The organism is Streptomyces sp. NPDC053069 (genome assembly GCF_044546895.1).
In the GTDB taxonomy this organism is placed as follows: Bacteria; Actinomycetota; Actinomycetes; order Streptomycetales; family Streptomycetaceae; genus Streptomyces.
Genome location: NZ_JBITZN010000025.1, coordinates 50,243 through 73,188 on the forward strand (window position 1 = coordinate 50,243; position 22,946 = coordinate 73,188).

Below are 22,946 nucleotides of genomic sequence, written 5' to 3' on the forward strand. Positions count from 1 at the left end.
GCGGTCTACCTACTCCCCGTCGTCCTCGTTGGTGACCTCGCCGGTCTTGATGTACCGGGCGAGGTTGAGCTGGGGCGCCTGGAACTGCTCACGGACGCCTTCGCCCCACAGCACGGTCTGGGTGCCCTCGTGCTTGACCATGCCGGGGCTCACGCCGAGTCGCCAACCGCCCGGGAGTGGCTTGCCGTCCCGGTAGGGCAGGAAGTCCATTGGCGAGGGGCCGTCTGCTGCGTACACGGCGCAGTCGGAGAGGATCGCGACCGGGTACTGGCCGGTGAACGCCGCGTGTTTGACGATCTTGCGGTGCATGTTGACCCGGGTCCGGGAGATCACGGCCGCGCGGATGTCCGGTCGCCAGGTCGGCCGGGACAGAGCACGCCATGGCTCGCCCGGCTTCCAGCCCTCACCGCGTGGGCGTTCACGCAGCTTACCGATGCCGCCCTTCACGGTCGCCTTGACCGCGGCCACCACGATCGCGAGCTCCGGGTCCCGCTCTTTGTATCCGTCCATCGCCTCAAGGAACTCCTGTGGCGAGAGGTCGGCGGGTACGCCCAGGTCGGCCATCGTGGCGACGTAGGCGTCGCGCAGCCGGTTGTACCAGGAGTCCAGGTAGCGGCCGTTGTCGTAGCGGACATACGCCTCGATTGGGCGCACCTCGTAGCCGAGTTCGACGGCGTAGGCGACCGTCGGCGTGGCGTACCAGGCCGGCCCCTCAGGACGGTCGCCTGTCGGCGTGAACGGGCTGGGCAGCAGCTCACCGTCCAGCTCCACCCACTCCTTGCCGGCTTTCACACGGGACAGGTCGACGTGGGAGAGGTCGACCAGCCATGAGCCGGGCAGTTTCGGGTCGAACACCGGCGCCGTGACGTGCGTGGGCGCTCCGAGGCCCACGGCCGCCCCGTTGGCGCCGGCGGCGAAGGCCATGTTGACGTCGATGCCGACCAGGAAACGCTTGGTGCATTCCGCGTCGGTGAGCGGGCGCGCCCAGTCGTACGCCTCCTCGAAGAGCTTCTCGCCGGGGCCGCGGACGTGGAAACGCGGCAGGTCTTTCAGCAGTGGGTGCCCATCCGGGGCCTCGCACGGCGCACAGTCCACCGGGTCCTTCCCCAGACTGCCGGGGTTGTGCTCGGAGTGCCGCCGGCCGTCGGCGTCGGGCTCGGAAGCGCGGGTCGGCGGGTGCAGCGCGGTCATCAGCTCCAGGCCGGTGACGGCGGTGGAGCCGCGCGGTGTCATCACCCGGGACGCGTACATGCCCAGGAGCCGGGCGAGCTCCGCCGGAGGAAGCTGAGCGGCATGGCCCCAGTGGCGGGAGTCGAGCGCGTGCCAGGACGGGATGCAGAGCTGGACGCAGGCCCGCTCCGAGCCTTGGGCAGGGCGGTAGATCCGCGCCCACGGCCCGAACCCGCGCTTCGTCAGCTTCCAGTCGGCGCGCGTCAGCTGTTTGATGACCTTGTGGCCCTCCGGGATCCGTCCGGCGAGCCGCTCCTCATCCGTGAGGGCGACCGGCAGGCCGTAGCGCTCCAGCGCGGCCTCGGTGAGGACCAGCAGCGGGTCGGCGTCCTTGCCCGGGCCGGACAGCTTCGGCTGCCCAAGCTTCGCCTCGCGCAGCGTCCAGTCCACCAAGGCCGGGAGGGACTTGGCGGGCACGTCCAGGATCAGGCCGCCGGGGCAGTACGCCAGCACCTGGCCGTCTTCGACGTCGACAACCGCGAGGGGTCCGTTCTCAAAGCGCGGATCGGTGCCGCGCGCCGGGTTGGAGGCCGCAGCCGCCTTCTTCGTGCCCGGGCGGCGCGACGTCGACGAGGGCCGAGCGGCGGGTACTGGAGGTCGCTGGACGGTGGCCGGGGCAGGAATGACGGAGGAACCGGACGGCGGCTCTTGGGGGGTTGGCGCCGCAGCAGGCTCACGGATTTGCCCCGTGGGCGAGGGCTGCGCTTCCGGCGCCGTGGGCTGCCCGGCGAACGCCTGTGGCATATCCGGCTCTGGGGCGGTACTGGGGAAGCGTTCGGCGAGCTTCTCCAGGAGCCGGGCGTAGGCAGCGCGCTGTGGCGGCCGCGGTTCGGTCTTGCCCAGCTCCCAGTTGGCTACGGTCTCGCGGCGCGTCTCCAAAGCGGTCGCGATCTGGGCCTGGGTCAGCCCGGCGGCCTCACGCAGACGCCTGCGCTCGGCAGGCGGCGGCAGGTCATCGTGGGAGACCTGTTCCAGTAGCGCATCGACAGCGCTGAACAGCTCGTTCTCAGTTGGCACGCGCTCACCTCCGCCCCTTACCCTAGCGAATCGCCCGCTGCTTTTCGTGTCTATTACTTGCTGAAACGCTCATGGATTTCTCACGGAGCGGACGAGCAGACTGCCGCCCTGCTGGACCGGGCCGCAGCCCGGATGTCACTCGACGACCCGCACACGGTCGCCTGGCTGCTGGGCCGGCTGCGGAGGGCGGGAGCGGACAAGGAGACTGCCGCCCTGCTGGACCGAAACCCCGCCGCCCGTGTGTCTCTCGACAGCCCACACGCGGTCATCTGGCTGCTGGACCGGCTGCGGGAGGCGGGAGCGGACGAGCAGGCTGCCGGCCTGCTGGACCGACTTCCTGCCGCGGGGTGCTTCGATCAATGGATCAGGTCTGGAGGCGATCCGATGCGCTTCCGGTTCGGGCGTGAGCCCGACGGGAGTACCGCCCCTCCATGGGCATGGGACGACCTGGAGTAATCCGGGAACCGGCGCACAACCACCTGCCGCTGTCCTTGCCGACCTCAGGGCGGCTGCCAGGTCGTCTCGCCCGGTAAACGGAATGACCGTTACCGCTGATGACTGTTCGATCGGTCTCCGAAGCCGGTTTTGCCTACGCGCGGGGTGCCGTCGCACTACCGTCTCGCGCACGCACAGCACCGTGGGGGCCCGATGGACAGACAGCGCAACACCATCCCGGAAGCGCTGCTCGACGAGTACGACTACACCCACCAGGCGCTCGCCGAGGAGGTGAACCGCGAGGCCGAAGCCATCTTCGGCAAGCCCGGCGACTGCAGCGACAGGCACGTCCGAGATGGATCTCAGGCGAGGTTCGGTGGCCGTGGAGGACGTACCTTCTGCCACTGGAACGGATCTTCGATCGTCCGGCCCAGGCGCTGGGGTTCGTGCCGCGTGGCAAGGCCGGCGCCAACTTCCCCCGCCCTCCGCGGCCGACACAGCAGGAGGGGGGACCCGTGCACCGTCGCAGGTTCGTCACCGCGTCCGCCGCCGGCACCGTCGCCGTCGCCCTGGGCATCGACGACACCCCCTCCAGCGGGCGCCTGTCCATGAGCGACGTCGAGCGCGTCCACCGGCGCGTCGACCGCATGGACGCCCACTTCTTCTCCATCGGCGGGGGCCGCTGATCTCCGTCTCCACCGCCTACATCGCCCGGCTGCGCCAGGCCCTGGACGGCTGCACATACGGCGACCGCGTCGAGATGGTCCACTGGTCGATGGTCCTGCTCATGACCCGCCGTCTGGCCGGCTCACGCCGCGGGCTGTCATCGGAGTTTGATCACCGCAGGTCAGCGACTCAGCGCACCTTCGGTGCGTTGAGTCGCTGACCTGCACTCATGTCCAGTTCCTCGCAAACATCTAGGTCAGAGCCTTGCGATCGTCATGCAGGCTGCTCGATTTGTGGGGACGGTGGGGTCAGGAAGGCTTGACCGCCGAGACCGGGGTGACCGTCACCTTGTTGTCGCACTCGGCCCACACCCCGTCGTTCAGGGCGACCTGGTGCTTCCCGGAGTGCGGCAGCCCGATGACCATCGTCGGATACGTCACCGGGTCCTTGCCCGACACGCAGTAGCCGTCGGCCTCCCCTTGGACCTGGACGAAGGTCAGCTTCACCCACGCCTTGCCGTGCGGCCGGACCGTCACGGTGGCCGCCCTGCCGGTGGGGGTGACCTTGAGCGGGGTGTTGTGGGCGGGGGAGCCGTTGCCGGCGCCCGCGACCGTCGGATGGCCCTTCAGGACGCACGTCTTCCGGGAGACGTTGGTGAACTGCACGACCGCCGCCCCGGTCCCGGTCCCGACGGGCCGGTGGACGGCCTGCCAGGCGCTGACCTGGAGGGCGGAGGCCGGGCAGGCGGGCGGCGGGGTGGAGGTGGTGGTGCTCGCCGCCATGGCGGTGCCGGGCAGGATGCCGGTCACCGCCGCCGCGACGGCCGTGACCGCCGTCGTTGCCAGAGCCGCCCTGCGAATGCCGTTGCTGTGACGCATGCTGTCGTCCCCCTGAGTCGTCTCGTCCGCGGGTTTCGGTCGTCGGTTGTTGCCCCGCGGTACGCGTGGTCGTGGTACGTGAGTGCAGACAGGGCGGGAGAGCGGCAGGGTTCCGTGCGGCGACTCTTGTGACGGAACGGTGACAACAGGCTGCACCCGTGCAGATGGCCGTCAGGGCAGACAGAAGCACCTCCAGCGCGCCACGGATTTTACCACGCCCCCGGCGCGCACCGAAGGTGCGCTGAGTCGCTGACCTGCGGTGATCAAACTCCGATGACACAAACTCGTGTCCGTCAAAGTCCGATGGCAAACGGTCAGGATCCAGTGGCACGGGACAGTGCGGTCCGGGGCGGCCGACGCGCGGTGATGGGTGCCAGGCCGCTGCGGCGCACCGGCCTGGTCGGGCTAGACCTCGATGTAGGCGACGACCACGACGGTGCGCAGTGCGGTGACGAAGTACAGGACGCGCACGGACTCGATCTCGTCGGTGTACTGGCGCAGCTGGGGGCCGGCGGTGTCGCCGGGGATCGACTCGCCGACGTCGGGGTCCACGGAGACGACGACCAGGGCGCGGTCCAGGGCGTGGATCTCCGTCTCGCTGGTGATGTTCTCCAGCTGCTTGGCGGCGGAGCCGGAGAAGGCGATCCGGGCGCGGCGCGGGCCGTGCTGCGGGGCCATCAGGCGACGGCCGGGCGCTGCGAGGCGAGCCGGGCGACGTGGGCCTCGCGCAGCTCCTCCCACGGCGTGCAGTCCTCCACCGACGGCAGGCCGTTGGTGGCGATGTCCTCCAGGACGGCGGCGAGCTGGTCGGCGTTCTCGCGGGTCTTGGCCGCGTAGGCGCGGACCGCGTCGGCGGCCGCGGGGTCCAGCTGCTGCCGGGCGTGGTCGGCGGGTGCCGGCTGTTCGCTCATCGAGGGCTCCGTAAGGGCGGAACTGGCGTCTCTCCAACGGTATCGGCCGCACTCGCTGCTGGGGACCACTCCGGACGAACCGGCCTGGGCGGGCGGGTGGGACCCAGGGACCCGGGTCGACCCGGGTACGGGGCCCGTTCGTGTCTACCAGGGAAAACACCGGTCTCGGGACCCAGGGACCCAGGTTGTGGGCGGTTGCTGGGCCACCCAGGTCCCGGTCGGCGATGACACTGATCAGCTGATCAGTGACACAGATAGGCATGTCCACTGGGGGAAGCCGGGGTTGATGACACAGGTCGGCTCTGCCCGGCCGGACTGTTCAGGAGCGGACGGTAACCGGGCGCGAGCCGTGTCACGCTGATCAGGCGAAAGAGGCCCGGGATGGGGGTCCGGGCCCGTGGTTCCGGGCCAAATCGACCGCGTGACACCCGGTCGTGACAGCCGGACGGGGGTGCGTGACACCCCTGGGCGTGACAGCGTGACAGTCACCTTCCGTGATCGTCACGGGCTGCACCTCCAGCTGGGCGGTTTCGTTTGGATCATCGGGCGGAACAGAGGAAGATGCCTGCGATGTACAGTCCGGCCAAGTAGATGGCGGCTGTCTTCTCGTAGCGGGTGGCGATGCCTATCGGCGTCCGGTCCGGGAGTAACGGCTCGATCCGCGCCCACTGCTCATCAGGCGTGGCGCACACGTCCGACACGGCACGGCTCCACAACAGCGGCCCCGCGAGGCGTACCGCACCCAGCACGCCACCGCCGCCCGGGGGGGAGGCCCACCGCCACGCTCGGCGTTGAGGTTACTCGGGCTTCCACGGCAGCGACGTATGCCCAACGCTCCTGAGCAAGGGCCGTCGGCTTCGCCGTCCGCTCTCAGCGGACACCATTCGCTGCCGCCTGCGTCTGCAGGGCCTCCACCAGTCGGGGCTTGATGCCGAGGGCCAGGAACGCCACGCGCCCGGCACCGCGCCGTTCGATCTCGAATCGGTGGAAAGCCAGGAAGAGCGTCGGGTTGGCCATCCACTTCAGCTCGGTCACCTCGCTCCATGCCACCGCATGGCGCACTCGGCCGAAGGTGCCGGTGACCACCAGACCGCGCGTGTAGAGGTAGCACCTGCGCAGCCCGAACCTGGCGCTGAGACCGCGCCAGGCCAGGGTGAGACCGAACAGTGAGAGCATCAGGGCTCCCATCGTGATGACGCCCTTCTGGAATCCCGGCGAGACGACGACCAGACAGACCAGCAAGACGACGAACACCCCTGCAAGCAACCGCCGTGCGAGCTGTGCGAGGGCACCCCACAGCCCTGCGACGGCATAACTTCCTCGCTCCTCGCCGAGACCCAGTGCCTCCGCGCGATCCCGCACGGAGGTCTGTCGTCCCTCGTCCGAGCCCATGCTCCCCCTCCACAACATCCGGCGTCCCGAGTCAAACGGCAGGACCCGGGCCGACGCCCCTGAAATCACTTCGTCACGGAGGCATTCTGTCCGTCCGGAGCGCGCGGTCCGCCTGGGTTACCTCCGGCGCGGTAATCGCGGGCCGACGACGCGACGGCTGCCGCAGTCTCGACGCACACCGTGACAGCTCGTTCCGTACGTCACGGTGCTCGACCCGTACGACGGAGGCCCCCATGCCCACCATCGCGCCGCCCCCGCTGGAGGCCCTGGCCGCTGAACTCGCCGCGCTGCGTCCCCGCATGGAGGCGGTCAGCCTGGCGATCCACGCGCGGCCGGAGCTGAAGTTCTCCGAGTTCCACGCCCAGGAGACGCTGACTCGCTGGCTCACGGAAGCCGGCTTCACCGTGACGGAGGCGGTGGGCGGGATGGACACCGCGTTCGTGGCCGTGCACGAGGGCAGCCGACCCGGCCCGTACGTCGCCGTCCTGGCGGAGTACGACGCGCTGCCCGGCGTCGGGCACGGCTGTGGGCACAACCTCATCGCAGCCGGGTGCGCCGCGGCCGCGATCGCCGTCGTACGGGCCTTGCCGGCGCACCCAGGAACGGTCGCCGTCATCGGCACGCCCGGCGAGGAGATGGGCGGCGCCGGCAAGATCCGGCTGGCCGAGGCCGGGGTGTTCGAGGGCGTGGACGCGGCGATGATGTTCCACCCGGCCGACCGCTCGGTCACCACCCAGCACTCGCTGGCCGCGGCGCACCTGCGCGTCACCTTCACGGGCGTCAGCGCGCACGCCGCGAAGTCACCGTGGGAGGGCCGCAGCGCACTGGCCGCTGCCCAGTTGTTCCTCACCGCCCTCGACGCGCTGCGGCAGTTCGTCCCGCCGGCAGCACGCCTGCACGGCGTCGTCACGGACGGCGGGCAAGCCCCGAACGTCGTTCCCGCCCACGCCGCCGTGGAGTTGTACGTACGGGACCGTACGGCCGTATCGGCCGGGGCCCTGGTCGAGCGGGTTCGCGCGGCCGCGGAGGGAGCGGCGCTGGCCACCGGAACCGCGGCCGAGGTGTCGGAGACCGGACCGCTCTACGCGGAGCGCCGCGACAGCACCGTGCTCGCCGAACGGTTCGGGCAAGCCGTGCGCGCACTGGGCCTGGACATCGCGCCCGCCGGTCCGGACAGCCCCGCCGGTTCCTCCGACATCGGCAACCTCTCGCAGCTTCTGCCGGTGATCCACCCGTACATCCGGATCGCCGAGCCGGGTACGCCCGCCCACTCCGAGGCGATGCGCGAGGCGGCGGCGACCTCGCTCGCCCACGACCGCACCGAGATCGCGGCGACCGGTCTGGCTCGCGTGGTCGCCGAACTGCTCACGGACGAGAAGCTGTTGACGGCCGTGCGAGCGGAGTTCGCACAGATCGCTGCGGGAGCCGAGGTGCTGACGTGAGCAGCCCGCGATCCTACACTTCTCGTCATGCCGGTCGTGATCGTCCTGGAAGGGGCCGCCCCCGACCGCTTCACCGTCACCGTGTCGCCGCTCGCGGAACTGGCAGCGAGCCTGCACGTCCTGACAGAACACGCCCACCACACCGAACACGCGCCCTGGGCCGAGGAGACCACCCGCGACGCCCCGCCCGCGTTCCGAGCCGGCCTGCGTCGCTTCTCCCCGCTGTGGACGGCGCTGCGTTGGCGGGGGTTCTACCCGGGGCTGAACGCGCCCTTGCCGGAACTGACGACGGACCGGTTCGCCGAACTCACCGCCCACACCTGTGCCAGCGGCTACCGCGGCTTCGACTTCAGCCGCCTGCTCCACGACCCGGCACAGGCCGCCGCGCTGCGCCGGGCGGCCTCCGGTCTGCTGGAACCGCACCCGGCCCTCGCCGAAGACCTGCTGCGCGACCCGGAGCAACTGCGCACCGACATCCTCGCCTTCCTCGACCTGTGCCGCGGCGTCTTCTTCGCCGAGCTGTGGGCGACGACCGAGCCCGCGCTCGCCCGTGCCGCGCACCTCGTGCGGCAGCGGCTCGCGGACGAGGGACCGGAGGCGGCCCTGCTCTCGCTCAGCCCGTCCAGCGCGCGGCCGGCCGGTCCGTCGCGGGTTGTCTTCGACAAGGTGCACCACGCGGTGATCAGCCCGGCCCGTACGCCGATCCTGCTCATCCCCACCCGATACGGCGCCCCGCACCTGCTGGTGAAGGACGAACCGGGGCTCCCACCAGTCGTCCACTTCCCGGTGCACGCCCCGGAGATCGGGGTCACCCTGGCCCGCAGTCGCATGCTGGCGCTCACCGATCCTCGCCGGGTCCGGCTGTGCCGGCTCATCGCCCGCCAGGCGATGACCACGGCCGACCTCGCGGACCGGCTGTCGATGACTCGCCCCCAGGTCTCCCGTCACCTTCGCACCCTGCGCGACCTGGGGCTCGTGCGCGTGGAACGCAACGGCCGCTACGTCCACTACGGTCTCGACCTCGCGGCGGTCAAGCGCATCGGCGGGGACGTGGCCACGGCCCTGCAGTACTGAAGGAGGCGGCGGCGTGACGACCCGGTACCCGATCCTCCGCCACCGCGAACTGCGGCCCCGGCTGCGGTGGAGCGCGTGGCGTTCGTGCACGAGATCGACGGGGAACACCGGACGGGGGCCGTCGACACGGCGCGGGCCACCGCCGTGACCCTGGTCGACGTCCGCCCCGACGTGCGGCTGTTCGCGACATGGCACCTGCGCACATCCGACTCCGCGGTGCGTTTCCCCGTCCGGGTGACCTACCACTGCACGGTCGTGGACCCCGTCGCGGTCGTACGGGGCCGTCGCACCGGCGGCTGGGACCCGAGCTGGGTCCTCGTCCAGGACCCCCGGCCTCACCACCTGCACGCGAAGCATCCTGAAGGCGACGAGAACGGGCTTTGCCGGTCCCTCACCGCCCTGCTCTCCCCGAGCCCCGCCCCGCGGGCGCTCCCCGGGATACGCGTGGAGCTCGGCCACGTGGACGTGGGGTCCGCCTGGCCGAACGACATCGATGAGGCGTGATCGTCTGGAGATGCGCCCAAAGCGCAAGGTGCGGTTCGACCTGCGCACCGTCGGGCTGAGTCCAGCCCACGAGGCGAGCCATGCAGACCCGGTGGAGGCCGACCGGCCACGGGAGAGGACCTCCGACGTGGAGTGGACTGCACAGCCGAACTGCAGTTCCCAGAACCTCGCGTCCCCTGGCCGCGGCTCCACCATGAGCGGCCGCCGCGTACCAGAGTCGGCAAAGGCCGCCACCGATCGACGGCCATCGGCTCTCCTCCCCCAGGACTACGGCATGTCCCCGATGTCCGGCCGGGCGGGCTCGCCCTAGCCTGCCAGTACACCACGAGGGGGAGAGGTTCATGAGGGCAGTCGTTCAGTACCGGTACGGCTCACCGGACGTGCTGGAAGTAGCGGACGTCGACAAACCGGTGCCCTCCGACGGAGAGGTGCTGGTGCGGGTGCGGGCGGCCGCGGTGAACGCCTACGACTGGCACCAAATGCGCGGCGACCCGTACCTGGCCCGCCTGGCACTGGGGCTTCGCGCGCCCCGCGCCAGGATCCGGGGCCGGGACTTCGCGGGAGAAGTGGAGGCCGTCGGCCGGAACGTGCAGCAGATCCGCCCCGGCCACGAGGTGTTCGGTGAAGTCGACGGGACCTTCGCGGAGTACGTGTGCGTACCGGACACCGCGGTGGAGCTCAAGCCCGCCAAACTGACCTTCGAGCAGGCGGCGGCCCTGCCACTGGCGGGGAACACCGCCCTGCGTGCCCTGCGTGATGTGGGACGGCTGCGGCAGGGACAGCACGTACTGGTCAACGGCGCCTCGGGCGGGGTCGGGACGTTCGCCGTGCAGATCGCCAAGGCGCTCGGTGCCGAGGTGACCGGCGTGTGCAGCCGGCGCAACGCCGACGCCGTCCGCGCGCTCGGCGCGTCTCACGTCGTCGATTACACCAAGGAGGACTTCACACGCTCCGGGCGACGGTACGACATCGTCCTTGACCTGGTCGCCAACCACTCGGTCTCAGGTCTTAGGCGCGCCCTGAAGCCCGGAGGCACACTCGTCCTCGCCGGAGGGGGCAGCCCGGGCGGATTCCTCGGCGCGATCGGCCTCATCCTGAAGGGCATCGCTCTCTCCCCCTTGGTCCCCCAGCGGCTGCGTCCGCTGGTCGGCCCGGCACCGAGCAAGGAGGTCCTGGTGTCGCTGCGGGAACTCGCCGATGCCGGGAAGCTGACTCCGGTGATCGACCGGACGTACGCGCTGGCCGAGGCGGCAGAGGCCATCCGGTATCTGGAGGTGCAGCACGCACGTGGAAAGGTCGTCGTCACGGTGTGAACGTGCGAGTACCCGCCGAAGCGATCCCGGTAACCCGTTGGGGTGCTTGCACCGGTCCTCGGCCTCCACACCCGCCTCGCGCAGCGCCCGAGCAGCCGCTCCCGGGGAGTCCACCCACACCACGAGCGGCCTCGCCAGGCCGAGGTGGTCGTACATGTCGGCGAGCGCCACCTCGGCGAGAGCCGTGTCCACCGGTGTGTCCATGGCCGCCGCGGACCGCCACGGCGCGCACAGGTCCGGCAGCCGCGCCTCCTGCTCCGACAGCAACAGAGCCCTGGCGTCCTGGTCCACGCACTCCCCTCCCGCCCCGGCCGGTCGGTGCCCCCGCACGGCCAACCACGCTTGCGTGACGGAACAGATGCCCGCCCCGGGCAGGACTTGCCCGGGCAGCTTCCTTCACATGGCCCGGCGCCGTCAACGAGCCTTGGATGGCGCCGTGCCGTGACGGCGAGCCTGCCGATCCCCGGTTCCCCGACGGCCAACAGCCATCGGTGGTCCTTCCGCTCGCCCTCTCCCACGGCCGTAACCGCGGGAGAAGCCGCAGGCGCGGAGGCAGGACCGTGCCGGTCCTCCCCGAGCTTCCGCCGTGTCGTTCGGCCGTACGACCGGGCCCGGGACGGGCGTACCGCCTATGGAGAACAGGGCCCCGCTCTCGGGGAGCATGACCTCGACCTCGATGCCCTCGCGCGCGTCCGCCACGGGCTGCGCCAGGAGTGCGGCCATCCGGCCTCCGGACACGGGGATCTCCATGGCGGCCCTGCGGCCCGAAGCGCTCAGTGCTGCGGCCTTCTCCTCCAGAATCAGCCGGTCGGACCCGGTCAGCAGGTCCTGCGCCGGGGGCGAGGGCCGTCCCCGAGCTCGACACCCCCTCGATGACCGAGTTCACCGCCTGGACCATGGAGCACGCGAAGCACCTCCGCGGCAGTCCCCCTTCGGCGCTGACGAGGGCGGGCAGGACCGTCGCCGCTTTGGGAAAGCCCGGCAGGCCCGGAGACGCGAAGAGCGCCTGGGTGACCGACGAGGGTGGCATGCCGTCCGCCCGATGGTCCGAGCTCTTCCGCGCGTGCAGCGGCACCCCACACCGCGGATCGTCCAGATCGCCTCCTCGGTCAGACCGACCGCCCGCGCCGTCTGCCCGTCGGCGGTCAGGGCGCGCAGGGCCCTCGGGCGTTTCGTTTAGATCATCGGATCGTTGGTCCGGTGTGTCGTTGACTGATGCGCAGTGGGCGCGGATCGAGCCGTTACTCCCGGACCGGACACCGAAGCGGGGTGGCCGCTGGCGCGACCATCGTGAGGTGATCGACGCGATCGCCCACAGTTCCAGACCGGCACACAGTGGGTCCACCTGCCGGAGACGTATGGCAACTGGCGAGGTGTCTACAACCGGCTGCGAATGTGGGCGGTCGACGGCACCTGGGAGCGGGTGTTCACCGCGCTGATGGCCCAGGCCGACGCAGACGAGGACCTCAACTGGGCCGTCTCGGTCGACTCCACGATCGTGCGGGCGCACCAGCACGCGGCCGGGGCCCGCAAAAAGGGGCCCCGGCCGGCGAACCCGGCGACCACGCCATCGGACGGTCCCGCGGCGGACTGACCACAAAGATCCACCTCGCGGCCGACGGTCCTGTGCCGGCCACTGGCGTTCCATCTCACGGCCGGCCAGGCCGGCGACGCGCGCCCATCAGCACTTCACCGCCTGCCAGGACTCAACACTCCCCGGCCTCGTCACCCGAAAGTCACTGTTCAGCTCGCTGGTAGACCGATGCGCGACAGTTGATCACAGGAGCCCACCAGTGAACCAGTGTTCTCAGCTGCTCAGCCATTGCTCGATCTCGGCGCCGAGCTGCGCTTTCAGCTCTGATGGAGCGAAGCTGCCCTCGACCGAGGCACGGGCCAGGTCCGCCAGTTCGGCGTCGCCGTACCCGAAGATCTCCCGGGCGCGCTGGTATTCCGCCGCCAACGCCGTCTCCCCGTCAGTGTTCACAGTGACCGTCACACCGGCCTCGACCAGGCGCGGCAGCGGGTGCTCCGCCAGCGACGGCACCAGTCCGAGCAGGACATTGGAGGATGGGCAGACCTCCAGCGGCACACGGCGTGTCCGCAGCTCGGCGATCAGGGCTGGGTCCTCCAGCGCCCGGATGCCGTGGCCTACCCGCTCCGCGTGCCCCACCGTCAGGGCTTCCCAGATGCCGGCCGGGCCGGCCGTCTCTCCGGCGTGGTGCACCAGGTGCAGCCCTGCCTCGCGGGCGGCCTGCAGCACCTCGGCGAACGGCGCCGCCGGGTAGGACTCATCCCCCGCGAGCCCGATGGCGATCACCTGCGGGTGCCGGGTGGCCAGCTCGAGGCTGTGCCACAGCCGGTCGACGGAGCGACGGCGCGAGTGGTCCAGGATCACCCGAGTTCGAATGCCGTACCGCTCCCCGCCGACAGCCAGTCCCTCCAGCACCGCTTCCAACGGCATGTCCGGATCGCCGAGGCGCTCACCGTGAGCCGCCGCCGTGAAGGTGACCTCCGCATAGCGGACACCCTGGGCCGCCTCATCCTGGCAGAACTCCTCGGCGATACGACGGAAGTGCCCATAGTCGCGGAGCAGCGCACGCACCGTGGCCCGCTGGTCGGCGAACTCCCTGAAACTGGTGAACGGCCGGTTCTGGTGGGGCGGCTCGCCTCCCAGCTCGCGGATCGTAGCGCGACGGATGGTGCTTTCCAGGTGGGTGTGCAGGTGGGCCTTGGGCAATAGGGCAAGATCTCTCACAGCAAGACTCTAGGAAGTCGGGATCCGCAGCAGGACAGTATTCCGACGTGTGGTACCGGCCACCACACTCGGTGATCGCCCGCCATATGAGGTCGACAAATATGCTGCAGACGGGTGCGCCAGCGGTCAGTCTTCGTCGTCTTCCCCGGGGGCAGTTGGGGTCGCGTAGTGGGCGCAGGCCCTGGCCGGGGCCGCCGTCGCGGTTGCTGAACAGGTAGCGGCCTAGAAAGTTGATGTATCGGTCCTTTGAGCGGGGAGAGGCGGACGATGTCCTCGTCCTTGATGTCGTGGCCCTCGGCGCGGAGTCGGGCGACGGCAGCGTCGAGGCAGCGCGTGTCCCACAGGACGACGGCGTTGAGGACCAGGCAAGGGCGGCGAGCTGGTCTTCCTGGCCCTCGCGATAGGCCTGGCGGATCTGCCCGCGCCCGCCATGCCAGATCGCACGGGCCAGGCGGTGGCGGGACTCCTGCACTGCCAGCTGCCGGTTCATCAGCCGCCGGTAGGTGTCGTCGACCGGGGCGACCGGGGCGAGCAGGTGCATGGTCTTGAGAAGGTGTACGCGCTGGACGCGGCCACCGGTCAGGACGGCGCCTCGTAATCGGGGCATCCGGCCGCCTGGGAGGACCCGTTCGGTGCGACAGCCCCGTCTACAGCACGCCGAGCAGGGCGTTGTCCTCCCACTGGTCGACCACTTCGAGGTAGCCGGCGAGCACCTTGGAGTGGGGCTCAGCCGCCCTGCTTGGCGATGACGAGTCTGGTCGTGGCCGTTCAGGCGGGCGGACGTGGCGAGTCCGCGGCGGGGGCTGTGGCCGGTGAAGCGGATCTCGCTTCCGGCGCGTTCGCGGGCGCGGGATGACGACGTCGCCGATCGCCGCGGGCTGCAGGCCACCCTCCAGGGCGGTGTGCCACCGGTTGTGCAGGCGGCGCCAGGCGTAGCCGACCGGGTCGGTGAGGCCGGCCGCCTCGTTCCAGGCCTGCAGGCCCGGACCGGGCGTTCACGTATTTTGCTTCGACCGCCATCCCGTCGAGGTTGCGGAATCCGTCGACCATCAGGGTGTTGGATGGACTGATCCCTGCTGGGATGAGTATCTCGAACTCGGGGAAGCCCGCCACGCGCCTCTGGTAGGCCTGCTCGGCCGGCTTGCCGCCGGAGATGTCGCCCTTGCGCAGTGAGTCGAGCCAGGTCTGGAAGTTCTGCCCCTGGCTGTGCCCGAGCCGTGGGACCCGCCCGAACTCACCAGGGTCCCCACCGTGCTGGTGCGCCAGGCCACCTTCGGGTCGCCCGGGCGGTTCACACAGGTTGCTGCTGCGGTCGACGACCGCAGCGGCGGCGCACACTTGGACTGCCGCGCGGTCCCAGCCGTCATCCACAAGTTCGAGAAGTCGTTGTAGAACTCCAGGTCCACCTCGCTGGTACAGGCCACAGGACCGCCCGAGCAGGTCTTGATGCCCCCGGTGCCCGTCATCCGGGAGCCGCTGACCGGCAAGGCAGCCACGAGCGGCGAAAGGGGCTGACCGGATCGTGACATGTGTCGTCTTCCTTCTCGTCCCGCAGCTGCATCTCCTGGATCTCGCCGGACCAGCCCAGGTCTTCTCCACGGCGGCCGATTTCGGCTACGGCTACGAGGTGGGCTATGTGGCCGAGCGGGAGGACGTTCCCACCGCGCAGGGCGTGACGCTGAAAGCGGAGGTGAGCCTCCCGGAGCCCGCGGTTGACGATCTACTGATCGTCCCTGGCTGGCGCGAGGTGAGGCTCCGAGGCAGTGGGCCGATCGGCCCGGCCGCGCTGCGGTGGCTCGCGGATCATCACGCGTCCGGCGGCACCGTCGCCAGTGTCTGCGTGGGGGCGGACGCACTCGGCCGGGCGGAGCTGCTCGACGGTCGGCGCCGCACCACCCACCACGATGTGCAGGACGAGCTCGCCCGGCGGTATCCCCGGGCGAGCGTTGTACGGGACGTGCTGTACGTGGTTGACGATCGCGTGGTGAGCTCGGCGGGCATCGCCAGCGGCATCGACGTGGCTCTCCATCTGATCGCCGTCCCCGCCATGGCCCGGCCGCCGCCGCGCGCGTGGCCCGCCAGATGGTCGTCTACACCCGCCGCAACGGCCACGACCAGCAGGTGCGCGCGATGCTGCGGCACCGCGCGCACGTGAACGACGCGGTCCACCGCGCCCAGAACCTGATCGACTCCCGCTTCACCGAGCACCTGGGCCTGGCCGATCTCGCCTCTGCCGTCGGCGTCAGCGAACGCACACTGACTCGCCGCTTCACGGAGTCGACGGGCCTGACCCCGTTGCGCTACCAGCAACTCCCGCGCGTCGAGCGGGCCGAACACCTCATCGGCCAGGGCGCGACGGTCGAATCGGCCGCCCGCTCGGTCGGCTTCCAGGACGCGTGAATGCTCCGGCGGCTCAGATCCCGCGGCTGAGCCCCCGGGTTGGGCCGGTGGTGTGTGCCGGAGCCGGCGGGCGGGTTCCAGTTCGCTCGGTTCGGCAGGCCGCCGAGGGCTTCGATGAAGGAGTCAGAGGGCGGGCGAACAGGGGCCGGTCGGGCGCGGGCCACGGCGCCGTGAACGCCGAGCGGCGGCGGTGCACCGGGTCGGTCAGGGCGCGTCCCCCTCCGTGCGGACCAGCAGGGCCCGGCGTCCGTCCGCCTGACCGGTCTCCCGCCGCCCGGCTGCGACGGGCGTTGCGCGGGGTCGGCGGTGCGGCAGCGGCCATTGACGATCCCGGCTTCCAGCCCGGTTCGAAGGCATCCTCAGTGGCGATGGGGGGAGGCCGGGTTGGTCAGCGCTTGTCGGCCCAACCGCTGCCACCCCCCTGCGATGTACAGAAAACTTGACATCATGTCGCTGCTATTTGACACTACCCGTGTCAAGCTTTCTTTACATCGGGAGCGGCAGTGGCATTCGAAGAGAAACGTGCCTGGATCATGGTCCTGGTCACGGTCGCGTCATACGCGGCGTACCTGGGCGTCGTCCTCGGGCGGCACGAAGGAGCGGCGCCGCTGGCGCAGACGTCCTATGCGTCCCCGCTGCTGTGGACCGTCGGTGCGGCGATCGCCACGCAGATCGCGCTGAACATCACGGTGTCGATCGTGTCTCCCGAGGGCGCGAACACCAAGGACCAGCGCGACCGGGAGATCCACCGCTTCGGCATGTACATCGGGCAGTCGTTCATCGTGATCGGCGGCGTGGCCGGACTCGTCCTCGCGATGGTCCGCGCCGATCAGTTCTGGATCGCCAACGCCATCTACCTGGCGTTCGTCCTGTCGGCGATCCTGTCATCCACGGCGAAGATCGTCGCCTACCGGCTGGGCTTCCACCCATGGTGAGGCCGACCAGGGTCACCAACACGATCCGGGCGCTGCGCTTCGCCCACGGCGAGATGACCCAGGCCGAACTCGCCCGCCGCATCGGCGTGACCCGCCAGACCGTCATCGCCATCGAACAGGGCCGCTACTCGCCCTCCCTGGAGATGGCCTTCCAGATCGCCCGAGTGTTCGGCGTCCCGCTCGAAGAGGCTTTCCAGTACCCCGGAACCGATGAAACCGGCGAAATCGAGGGAGAGAGCAAGTGAAGGCCATCGTCCAAGACGCCTACGGACCGCCCGAGGACCTGCGTGTCGAAGAGATCGCACAGCCGGAGCCCGGTAGCGGCGAGGTGCTCATCCAGGTCCGGGCGGCATCCGTAGACCCGGGCGTCTGGCACCTCACCACAGGCCGGCCGTATCTGCTGCGCGCCCTCGGTTTCGGGCTGCGGGCGCCCAAGGCACGCGTCCGGGGCATGGATGTCGCCGGACGGGTCAAGGCCGTCGGCCCGGACGTCACCCGCTTCCAGCCGGGCGACGAGGTGTACGGCACCTGCGACGGGTCGTTCGCCGAGTACGCCTGCGCCAAGCAGGACAGGCTCGCCCGCAAGCCCGGCAACGCCGGCTTCGAGCAGGCGGCCGTCGTCCCGGTTTCCGGCTGCACAGCCCTTCAGGCGCTGCGCGATGTCGGGCGGCTGCGGTCCGGGCAGAGTGTCCTCGTCATCGGCGCCGGGGGCGGCGTGGGCACCTTCGCGGTGCAACTGGCCAAGGCCCTCGGGGCCGGCCATGTCACCGGTGTCTGCAGCGACGCCACAGCGGAGCTGGTCCGCTCCCTCGGCGCCGACGAGGTGATCGACTACACGCGTCAGGACCCCACCGACGGCACCCGCCGCTACGATCTCGTCCTCGACATCGCCGGCAACCGCCCCCTGGCCCGGCTCCGCCGCGTCCTGAGCCCCGGCGGGACGCTGGTCATGGTCGGCGGTGAGGACGGCGGGAAATGGTTCGGCGGCATGGGCCGACTCCTGCGAGCGCTGCTGCTGTCTCCGTTCACCGGACAGCGCCTTCGCGGCTTCTTCTCCACGCAGAGCCACGACGACCTGCGGCTCCTCGCGGAGCTCATCGAGGCGGGCGCGATGACCCCCGTCATCGACCGGGCCTACCCGCTGGCCGACGTCCCCGAGGCCATCGGCTACCTCAGGAGTGGCCGTGCGCGCGGGAAAATAGCCGTCAGCGTCTGACCAGGAGTCCGGCGCAAACCGGGTGCCCGGCTCGAGCGCCTGGCATCCCGCGTCGCGGCGTTGCCATCAGGGACTTTGTTGCTCGTCTCAGTCGGCCGCGCGGCCCCACCCCACCGGCTCCTTCAGTAACGCCATGACTCCGAGAGGGAACGACATGCCAGTGTTGCGACAGGCCCGCGTCTCCGACCACGGCACGATCGTCGCATGTGTACAGCAGTGGTGGGGGGACTCGCGCGCCCCCGCGCAGGCCCGCGAGCTATCACTACTGCTGCCCAAGCTGTTCTTGCAGTTCTTCTCAGGCACCAGCCTGGTCCTGGAGAACGAAGCCGGCGTCAGGGCGTTCCTCATTGGTTTTCACGCCGCCGACAACGACGAAGAGGCGTACATCCACTTCGTGGGAGTGGATCCCAAGCTTCGTGGGCAGGGGGTTGCCCGGCGTCTGTACACCACCTTCTTCCAGCATGCCGCCGACGTCGGCCGCACAGAGGTGCGTGCGATCACCTCGCCGGGAAACAAGGGATCCATCGCCTTTCACCGCGCTATGGGATTCACCCTGGAAAGCGGGGACCGAGAGGTCGATGGTCTGCCCGTACACAGTGACTACGACGGTCCTGGGCAGGACCGGGTGTGCTTCTACAGGAAGTTGGCGCTCTGATGCGCAATCACAAATCGCCACACGATGCAGCAACGTAGGGATAGAGGCCAACTGATGAGGCTCCCCACAGCGGCGCACACGTCCCGCCCTTGGCGGATCCACGAGATCGCCGGTGACTTTCGCGTCGAGGATGTCTGGGTGCTGCCGACACCGGGTGGTCCCCACGACTTCCCGCACCTGGTCCGCCAGATCGCGAACGGGCCGAGAGACGGGGCCACCACATCCTCCCCCTCCCTCGTGTACCGCCTGCTCTTCGCGGTTCGCTGGAAGCTCGGGAGGCTGCTCGGCTGGGACAAAGCCGACTCCGGCATCGGCACCCGGGTGCCGACGCTGCGCGACCGGTTGCCGGCGGACCTCCGCGAGGGTCCGCGGGGGCCCGATGTCCGTTCGGATCCGTTCACCTCCCTCTACCAACTGCACGACGAGTGGGCGGCCGAGACGGCGAACCGGACCGTGCACGCCGTGATGCACATCGGCTGGGTCCCGGACGAGGCCGGCGGCCACCGCGGCCAGATGGCCATCCTGGTGAAGCCGAACGGGCTGTTCGGCAGAACATACATGGCCGCTATCAAGCCCTTCCGGTACGTGTGGGTGTATCCGGCGCTGCTTCGAGCAATGGGACGCACATGGCAGGCGAGTGCCGAAGAAAGGCGCGCGGAATAATGGATCTGGCCGACACACCCTTCGGAATCACCGACTGGTCGGAGGTCACCCCTTCAGTGCATGCGGGCGAATCCGGGACCGCTACCTGGCGCACACGTCGCAGGTGTTCAAGGACGTTGCGGGGCAGGAACATCCGCTCGGTGGTGTTGAACTCCTCCCAGAAGTCCTCCACGGTCCGCCCTGCCAGCGCTCGGCGGCCAGGTGACGCAGCTCCACGACTACCGGCACTGCGTCTGCCAAGTACTCCAGCTCGTCCGGTACCGTCTCCAGGCCCCCCGCCAGTGCCAGCGCCAGGTATCTCGCGAGCGTCGATTTGCCCGCCCCCGGATCTCCCAGCAACACCAGCCGTTGCCCCGCCTCCGAGACTAGGGCCTCCAGCACCGGCTGCGGCGGCCGCTCGGTACGCGCTTTGCGCCAGGTGTCGACCTGCTCCGGGCGCAGTCCCGGCGGCAGGTCCTCCTCGGTCAACTCACCGCGTTCCACCAGCTCCCGCCACAACCGCGCCGGCAGCTCGGGCCGCGGCGGATCCCACGCCACCAGCGGTGCCTCGAAAACCTGGCGTAACCCGATCACGGGCTGCTCACCAGCTCGCTCGTCCGGGCCGAGAACATCCAGGTTCAGCCGACCGTAGGCCTGCACCAGCCGCCGGCGGTAGCGGGCTACGGCCGCATCCGCTTCGGCTTCGGTCCCAGAAGTCCCCGGGCTGCGGCGCCAGGCGCTCATGGTCTCCTGGTGCGCATTCTCCAGCAGCTGCTGCCAGTCCTTGCACACCTCGCCCGACATCCATGCCTGTCTGACCCGGCCGTCGGAGTCGAGAGTGCGGGTTCCCGTCCAGGACTCCCAGACAGCGACCACAGACAGCACCTGCTCGAAGCTGTCCGGGCGCGGGGTATTGAAGTCCTCCGGACGCTGCGGCGCCCACCGGCTGGCCACCTTGCCCTCGAAGGAGGAAGCGCCCGGCAGACCGGTGAGTCGCACCTGTTTCTCCAGCGCCCTCTGCAGGCCCCCGGCCCCGCCCCGGGCCCGATACGCGTCCTAGGCTTTGGTGCGCAGCTGCCGTAGCCGCAGGTGCAGCCTCTGGCGGTGCACTCCCATTGCTTCCCCGTCCTGTACACGCCCGCATCAGCCGCCCATCTTCTCGAGCTGCCTGAAACGGGTGGATCGGGCAGCCGCACGGCACGGGCTGGACCAGCAGGTTAGTGCCCAACTCGCCTCACCCACCCCGCAATCAGGACTACTGCCCCCTGCGCGAGCGAATCTCGGACCAACGCCGGGCCCGGCGAACCGTATCTGTCTCGCAACTGAGGGGAAGAACGATCATGGCTGTTCGCCGCCGCAAGCCCGCCGCCACGCCGCCCGCCACCACAGTCCCGCAACCCGCCGCTGCGGATCCAACGGCACCTTGCCGCTGTGGCGGGAAGCCGGCCGTCGCGCCGTACTCAGTCTCGCCGGGTCCGCTGGCGCTGCCGGCCTCGCGGTCCTCAACTGGTGGATCCAGCACCACTGACAACCCGCCGTCTGAGGGCTGAAGCAAGTCCTGACGTGGTTGTCTTTGATGAGACCGTCCACCCGAGCAAGCCGGTCGCCGATGCCTTCACCGCCAGGCGCACGAGTCTGGTCGCTCGCGGTGCCCAGCCGCTGGCGCGCCCTACCCGGGCCGGGCTCAGTCGGCTGTTGTTCCGTATCCATGACGAGAAGTTCATCCGCCGGTCTGGTGACGACCAGCCCCAGGTTCATGCCTTCTGGGTGGGAGAACCGCGGTGGGCGGATGCCCGATTCCGCGTCGGCGGTCCGGCGAACTGGCCGGACCGCTGGGAAGCGAGCTTCGGCCTGAAGGAGTCTGACGGCCTGCACGAGGAGATCAGCCCGTACGAGCTGCGCGAGCGGTAGAAGCCCGCTGGGCCCGGTATTCCCGAAGCTGCCGGTCCACGTAGACCAGGAGGTGGTGGTCCAGTCGATTGTCACCGCCGGGCCTCCCGCGCACCGTCCTGGACGCCGTCACGCGCAGCACGCTACCGGCGGCCACTGATAGTGCGCGGGCGAACACGACTAGACGCCGCACAGGATTCCGTGTGCGACGCCTCGCCGTGGTAGCTCCTGGACCGAACAGGCCTCACCTGACCTGAACGATGTACTCATGATTTCCCGGGCACGCATCGCGGACAGTCGCAGAAGCGTGGCGGAGAGGTGTTCCCTGGCCGCGTCCCTGACCACAGGGGCCGCCTTATTGACCGCCTTTGTGGCGACAGGGGCCGCATGGCGGACGACCACGGGAGCGGCAACTGCTGCGGCCTGAATTGCAAAAGAGGCCGCGGTCTGAGCGGTCGGCTGCGGCCACAGGGGGACACGATCGACTAAAGCCGCTCATGTGCGATGCCGGACCTGTGCAGCTCACCCGGCCGCGCGGCAGCGGGGTCAACTCGCCGGGCTGGTCAGGACGCAGTTCGGATAATCGTTGTCCGGATCGCCGACGGCGACCCAGAGCTTCAGGACCTTGCCTTGCCTCAAGGCGGCGTAGGAGTCGGGCCGCCGCTCAACCATTTCGGGGTGATAGGTGTCGACAGGGTGAGCGGCGTCGAAGGTCACACCGACGAAGCTTTGCTTCTTGTTGGAGACTTGCTCCCAGGTGCCTGTTCCGGACCAGGTCAAACTGTCGTACCAGCTGACGGCGACGCAGACTTTGTCGGCGATGAACGTCCCGTCCTGCTTCAGCGTGAGGGTGCCGCCGTCGGCATCGGTCCACGTGGTCGCAAGTTCGGCTGGTTTCAGCACGACCGGTTCGCCCTCGGGCGGCGGCATGACCGTCAACCTGCCGCAGGCCGTAAGAGCAAGCGCCAAGGCGAGCAAGATCAGCGCAGTACGACAGCAACGCAACACACTCCACCCCTAATGGGTTCCGCAGGCCACGTGCGCGACCGATGGGCTCAAGAATTCATGCCGTACCCTGGCACGGATTTTGAACACGTTCAAGTCTAGTCGTCGGCGGCCACTCTTGGTCGGGCCGCAAATAGCCCATGGATTACCTTCTTCGCGAACCGCTTCCTGGCCCGACGCACGCGACGGTCCATGCCATCACCACTTGACGCGACGGGCGCCGCAACAGGTTGCTGACCACCCAGGGCAGAGAACAGCTTCCCGCCGCTACACCACACCAAGGAACATGACCACGGTGACCTCTCCCCGCCCGCGACACCGGCGAGCGCAGCGTCTCTGCTTGCCTGTGCGGGATTGGCCTCCGCAGAACGACGCCCGGGAAGTGTCGATGCCGGCGTTCATCCTGCTGACGTGTTGGCAATCGTCATAACCGCCTCAAGCTGGCATCGCAGCCGAAGTGACCGACGAACACCATGAATCGGTCGCTGGCGCAGAGGCCGTGAGCCACACCTCAGCAAGACGGAAGGGTGCTTTGTCCGTGATGTCGAATTCGGTGAAAGCAATGAGAGCTGACGGCGCGGTATGA

The 22,946-nt window shown here is 69.7% G+C and carries 22 protein-coding genes and 3 pseudogenes; 15 read left to right on the forward strand and 10 right to left on the reverse strand.

The window, feature by feature from the left end; all coding sequences use genetic code 11:
* Nucleotides 1-9 precede the first annotated feature (9 nt).
* The gene (tap, locus tag ACIGXP_RS38590) at nucleotides 10-2,247 is read right to left on the reverse strand and encodes a telomere-associated protein Tap (protein WP_399776466.1); all 2,238 of its coding nucleotides are present in this window, start codon (nucleotides 2,245-2,247) and stop codon (nucleotides 10-12) included.
* A 57-nt stretch (nucleotides 2,248-2,304) separates the two neighbouring features.
* Here tap and ACIGXP_RS38595 point away from each other — a divergent pair, with 57 nt between their 5' ends.
* Both ACIGXP_RS38595 and ACIGXP_RS38600 read left to right on the forward strand, forming a co-directional pair.
* Nucleotides 2,305-2,703 (forward strand): hypothetical protein, encoded by a 399-nt coding sequence (locus ACIGXP_RS38595; RefSeq protein ID WP_399776469.1) that lies wholly within the window; start codon nucleotides 2,305-2,307, stop codon nucleotides 2,701-2,703.
* A gap of 494 nt (nucleotides 2,704-3,197) precedes the next feature.
* Nucleotides 3,198-3,368 carry a twin-arginine translocation signal domain-containing protein gene (locus ACIGXP_RS38600; protein WP_399776471.1) on the forward strand — a complete coding sequence of 57 codons (171 nt, stop codon included), beginning with the start codon at nucleotides 3,198-3,200 and terminating at the stop codon, nucleotides 3,366-3,368.
* Between the two features lie 288 nt (nucleotides 3,369-3,656).
* On the opposite strand, the gene ACIGXP_RS38605 is transcribed toward ACIGXP_RS38600, so the two are convergent.
* From ACIGXP_RS38605 to ACIGXP_RS38620, 4 genes are all read right to left on the reverse strand, one after another.
* Nucleotides 3,657-4,226 carry a DUF4232 domain-containing protein gene (locus ACIGXP_RS38605; protein WP_392321723.1) on the reverse strand — a complete coding sequence of 190 codons (570 nt, stop codon included), beginning with the start codon at nucleotides 4,224-4,226 and terminating at the stop codon, nucleotides 3,657-3,659.
* Between the two features lie 405 nt (nucleotides 4,227-4,631).
* Entirely contained in the window at nucleotides 4,632-4,904 is a 273-nt protein-coding gene (locus tag ACIGXP_RS38610) for a hypothetical protein (protein WP_399776475.1), read from the reverse strand.
* Nucleotides 4,904-5,137 carry a hypothetical protein gene (locus ACIGXP_RS38615; protein ID WP_363220118.1) on the reverse strand — a complete coding sequence of 78 codons (234 nt, stop codon included), beginning with the start codon at nucleotides 5,135-5,137 and terminating at the stop codon, nucleotides 4,904-4,906. The genes ACIGXP_RS38610 and ACIGXP_RS38615 overlap by 1 nt, the downstream gene beginning before the upstream one ends.
* A gap of 870 nt (nucleotides 5,138-6,007) precedes the next feature.
* Nucleotides 6,008-6,529: a hypothetical protein gene (locus ACIGXP_RS38620; RefSeq protein ID WP_399776478.1), complete on the reverse strand. Its 522-nt coding sequence runs from the start codon at nucleotides 6,527-6,529 to the stop codon at nucleotides 6,008-6,010.
* A 233-nt stretch (nucleotides 6,530-6,762) separates the two neighbouring features.
* On the opposite strand from ACIGXP_RS38620, the gene ACIGXP_RS38625 reads away from it, so the two are divergent.
* From ACIGXP_RS38625 to ACIGXP_RS38650, 6 genes and pseudogenes are all read left to right on the forward strand, one after another.
* A complete protein-coding gene (locus tag ACIGXP_RS38625; RefSeq protein ID WP_399776481.1) occupies nucleotides 6,763-7,971 on the forward strand; it encodes an amidohydrolase in 1,209 nt (402 codons plus the stop codon).
* 27 nt (nucleotides 7,972-7,998) lie between these two features.
* On the forward strand, nucleotides 7,999-9,045 hold the full coding sequence (locus tag ACIGXP_RS38630) for a DUF5937 family protein (RefSeq protein ID WP_399776484.1): 1,047 nt from the start codon (nucleotides 7,999-8,001) through the stop codon (nucleotides 9,043-9,045).
* A 75-nt stretch (nucleotides 9,046-9,120) separates the two neighbouring features.
* Nucleotides 9,121-9,549, forward strand: a complete 429-nt coding sequence (locus ACIGXP_RS38635; protein WP_399776487.1) for a hypothetical protein — start codon at nucleotides 9,121-9,123, stop codon at nucleotides 9,547-9,549.
* A gap of 341 nt (nucleotides 9,550-9,890) precedes the next feature.
* Nucleotides 9,891-10,862, forward strand: a complete 972-nt coding sequence (locus tag ACIGXP_RS38640; RefSeq protein ID WP_399776490.1) for an NAD(P)-dependent alcohol dehydrogenase — start codon at nucleotides 9,891-9,893, stop codon at nucleotides 10,860-10,862.
* 1,028 nt (nucleotides 10,863-11,890) lie between these two features.
* Nucleotides 11,891-12,231 (forward strand): annotated as a pseudogene (locus ACIGXP_RS38645) (transposase); the annotation flags it as partial.
* 24 nt (nucleotides 12,232-12,255) lie between these two features.
* Nucleotides 12,256-12,456 carry a hypothetical protein gene (locus ACIGXP_RS38650; protein WP_399776556.1) on the forward strand — a complete coding sequence of 67 codons (201 nt, stop codon included), beginning with the start codon at nucleotides 12,256-12,258 and terminating at the stop codon, nucleotides 12,454-12,456.
* A 213-nt stretch (nucleotides 12,457-12,669) separates the two neighbouring features.
* Here ACIGXP_RS38650 and add read toward each other — a convergent pair whose 3' ends face one another.
* From add to ACIGXP_RS38665, 3 genes and pseudogenes are all read right to left on the reverse strand, one after another.
* The gene (gene add, locus ACIGXP_RS38655) at nucleotides 12,670-13,617 is read right to left on the reverse strand and encodes an adenosine deaminase (RefSeq protein WP_399776493.1); all 948 of its coding nucleotides are present in this window, start codon (nucleotides 13,615-13,617) and stop codon (nucleotides 12,670-12,672) included.
* Nucleotides 13,618-13,774: 157 nt separating this feature from the next.
* Nucleotides 13,775-14,170: pseudogene (locus ACIGXP_RS38660) on the reverse strand (Tn3 family transposase); the annotation flags it as partial.
* Nucleotides 14,171-14,385: 215 nt separating this feature from the next.
* The gene (locus ACIGXP_RS38665; protein ID WP_399776495.1) at nucleotides 14,386-15,216 is read right to left on the reverse strand and encodes a restriction endonuclease fold toxin-2 domain-containing protein; all 831 of its coding nucleotides are present in this window, start codon (nucleotides 15,214-15,216) and stop codon (nucleotides 14,386-14,388) included.
* Here ACIGXP_RS38665 and ACIGXP_RS38670 point away from each other — a divergent pair.
* From ACIGXP_RS38670 to ACIGXP_RS38695, 6 genes and pseudogenes are all read left to right on the forward strand, one after another.
* Nucleotides 15,140-16,017, forward strand: a pseudogene (locus ACIGXP_RS38670) (GlxA family transcriptional regulator). The gene ACIGXP_RS38665 and the pseudogene ACIGXP_RS38670 sit on opposite strands and share 77 nt — an antisense overlap.
* A gap of 503 nt (nucleotides 16,018-16,520) precedes the next feature.
* Nucleotides 16,521-16,952, forward strand: coding sequence for a hypothetical protein (locus ACIGXP_RS38675; RefSeq protein WP_399776497.1), 432 nt, complete (start codon nucleotides 16,521-16,523; stop codon nucleotides 16,950-16,952).
* Nucleotides 16,946-17,197 (forward strand): helix-turn-helix transcriptional regulator, encoded by a 252-nt coding sequence (locus ACIGXP_RS38680; RefSeq protein WP_399776500.1) that lies wholly within the window; start codon nucleotides 16,946-16,948, stop codon nucleotides 17,195-17,197. Before ACIGXP_RS38675 ends, ACIGXP_RS38680 begins: the two co-directional genes overlap by 7 nt.
* On the forward strand, nucleotides 17,194-18,168 hold the full coding sequence (locus tag ACIGXP_RS38685; RefSeq protein ID WP_399776503.1) for an NAD(P)-dependent alcohol dehydrogenase: 975 nt from the start codon (nucleotides 17,194-17,196) through the stop codon (nucleotides 18,166-18,168). The genes ACIGXP_RS38680 and ACIGXP_RS38685 overlap by 4 nt, the downstream gene beginning before the upstream one ends.
* Before the next feature lie 154 nt (nucleotides 18,169-18,322).
* Complete coding sequence (locus ACIGXP_RS38690) at nucleotides 18,323-18,823, forward strand: GNAT family N-acetyltransferase (RefSeq protein ID WP_363221217.1); 501 nt, start codon at nucleotides 18,323-18,325, stop codon at nucleotides 18,821-18,823.
* 54 nt (nucleotides 18,824-18,877) lie between these two features.
* Complete coding sequence (locus ACIGXP_RS38695; RefSeq protein ID WP_399776506.1) at nucleotides 18,878-19,486, forward strand: DUF2867 domain-containing protein; 609 nt, start codon at nucleotides 18,878-18,880, stop codon at nucleotides 19,484-19,486.
* Nucleotides 19,487-19,567: 81 nt separating this feature from the next.
* On the opposite strand, the gene ACIGXP_RS38700 is transcribed toward ACIGXP_RS38695, so the two are convergent.
* Entirely contained in the window at nucleotides 19,568-20,464 is an 897-nt protein-coding gene (locus ACIGXP_RS38700) for a hypothetical protein (RefSeq protein WP_399776509.1), read from the reverse strand.
* 510 nt (nucleotides 20,465-20,974) lie between these two features.
* Between ACIGXP_RS38700 and ACIGXP_RS38705 the strand changes: the two genes are divergently transcribed.
* A complete protein-coding gene (locus tag ACIGXP_RS38705; protein ID WP_399776512.1) occupies nucleotides 20,975-21,376 on the forward strand; it encodes a hypothetical protein in 402 nt (133 codons plus the stop codon).
* A gap of 525 nt (nucleotides 21,377-21,901) precedes the next feature.
* Here ACIGXP_RS38705 and ACIGXP_RS38710 read toward each other — a convergent pair.
* The gene (locus ACIGXP_RS38710) at nucleotides 21,902-22,285 is read right to left on the reverse strand and encodes a hypothetical protein (protein WP_399776515.1); all 384 of its coding nucleotides are present in this window, start codon (nucleotides 22,283-22,285) and stop codon (nucleotides 21,902-21,904) included.
* Between the last annotated feature and the right edge of the window lie 661 nt (nucleotides 22,286-22,946).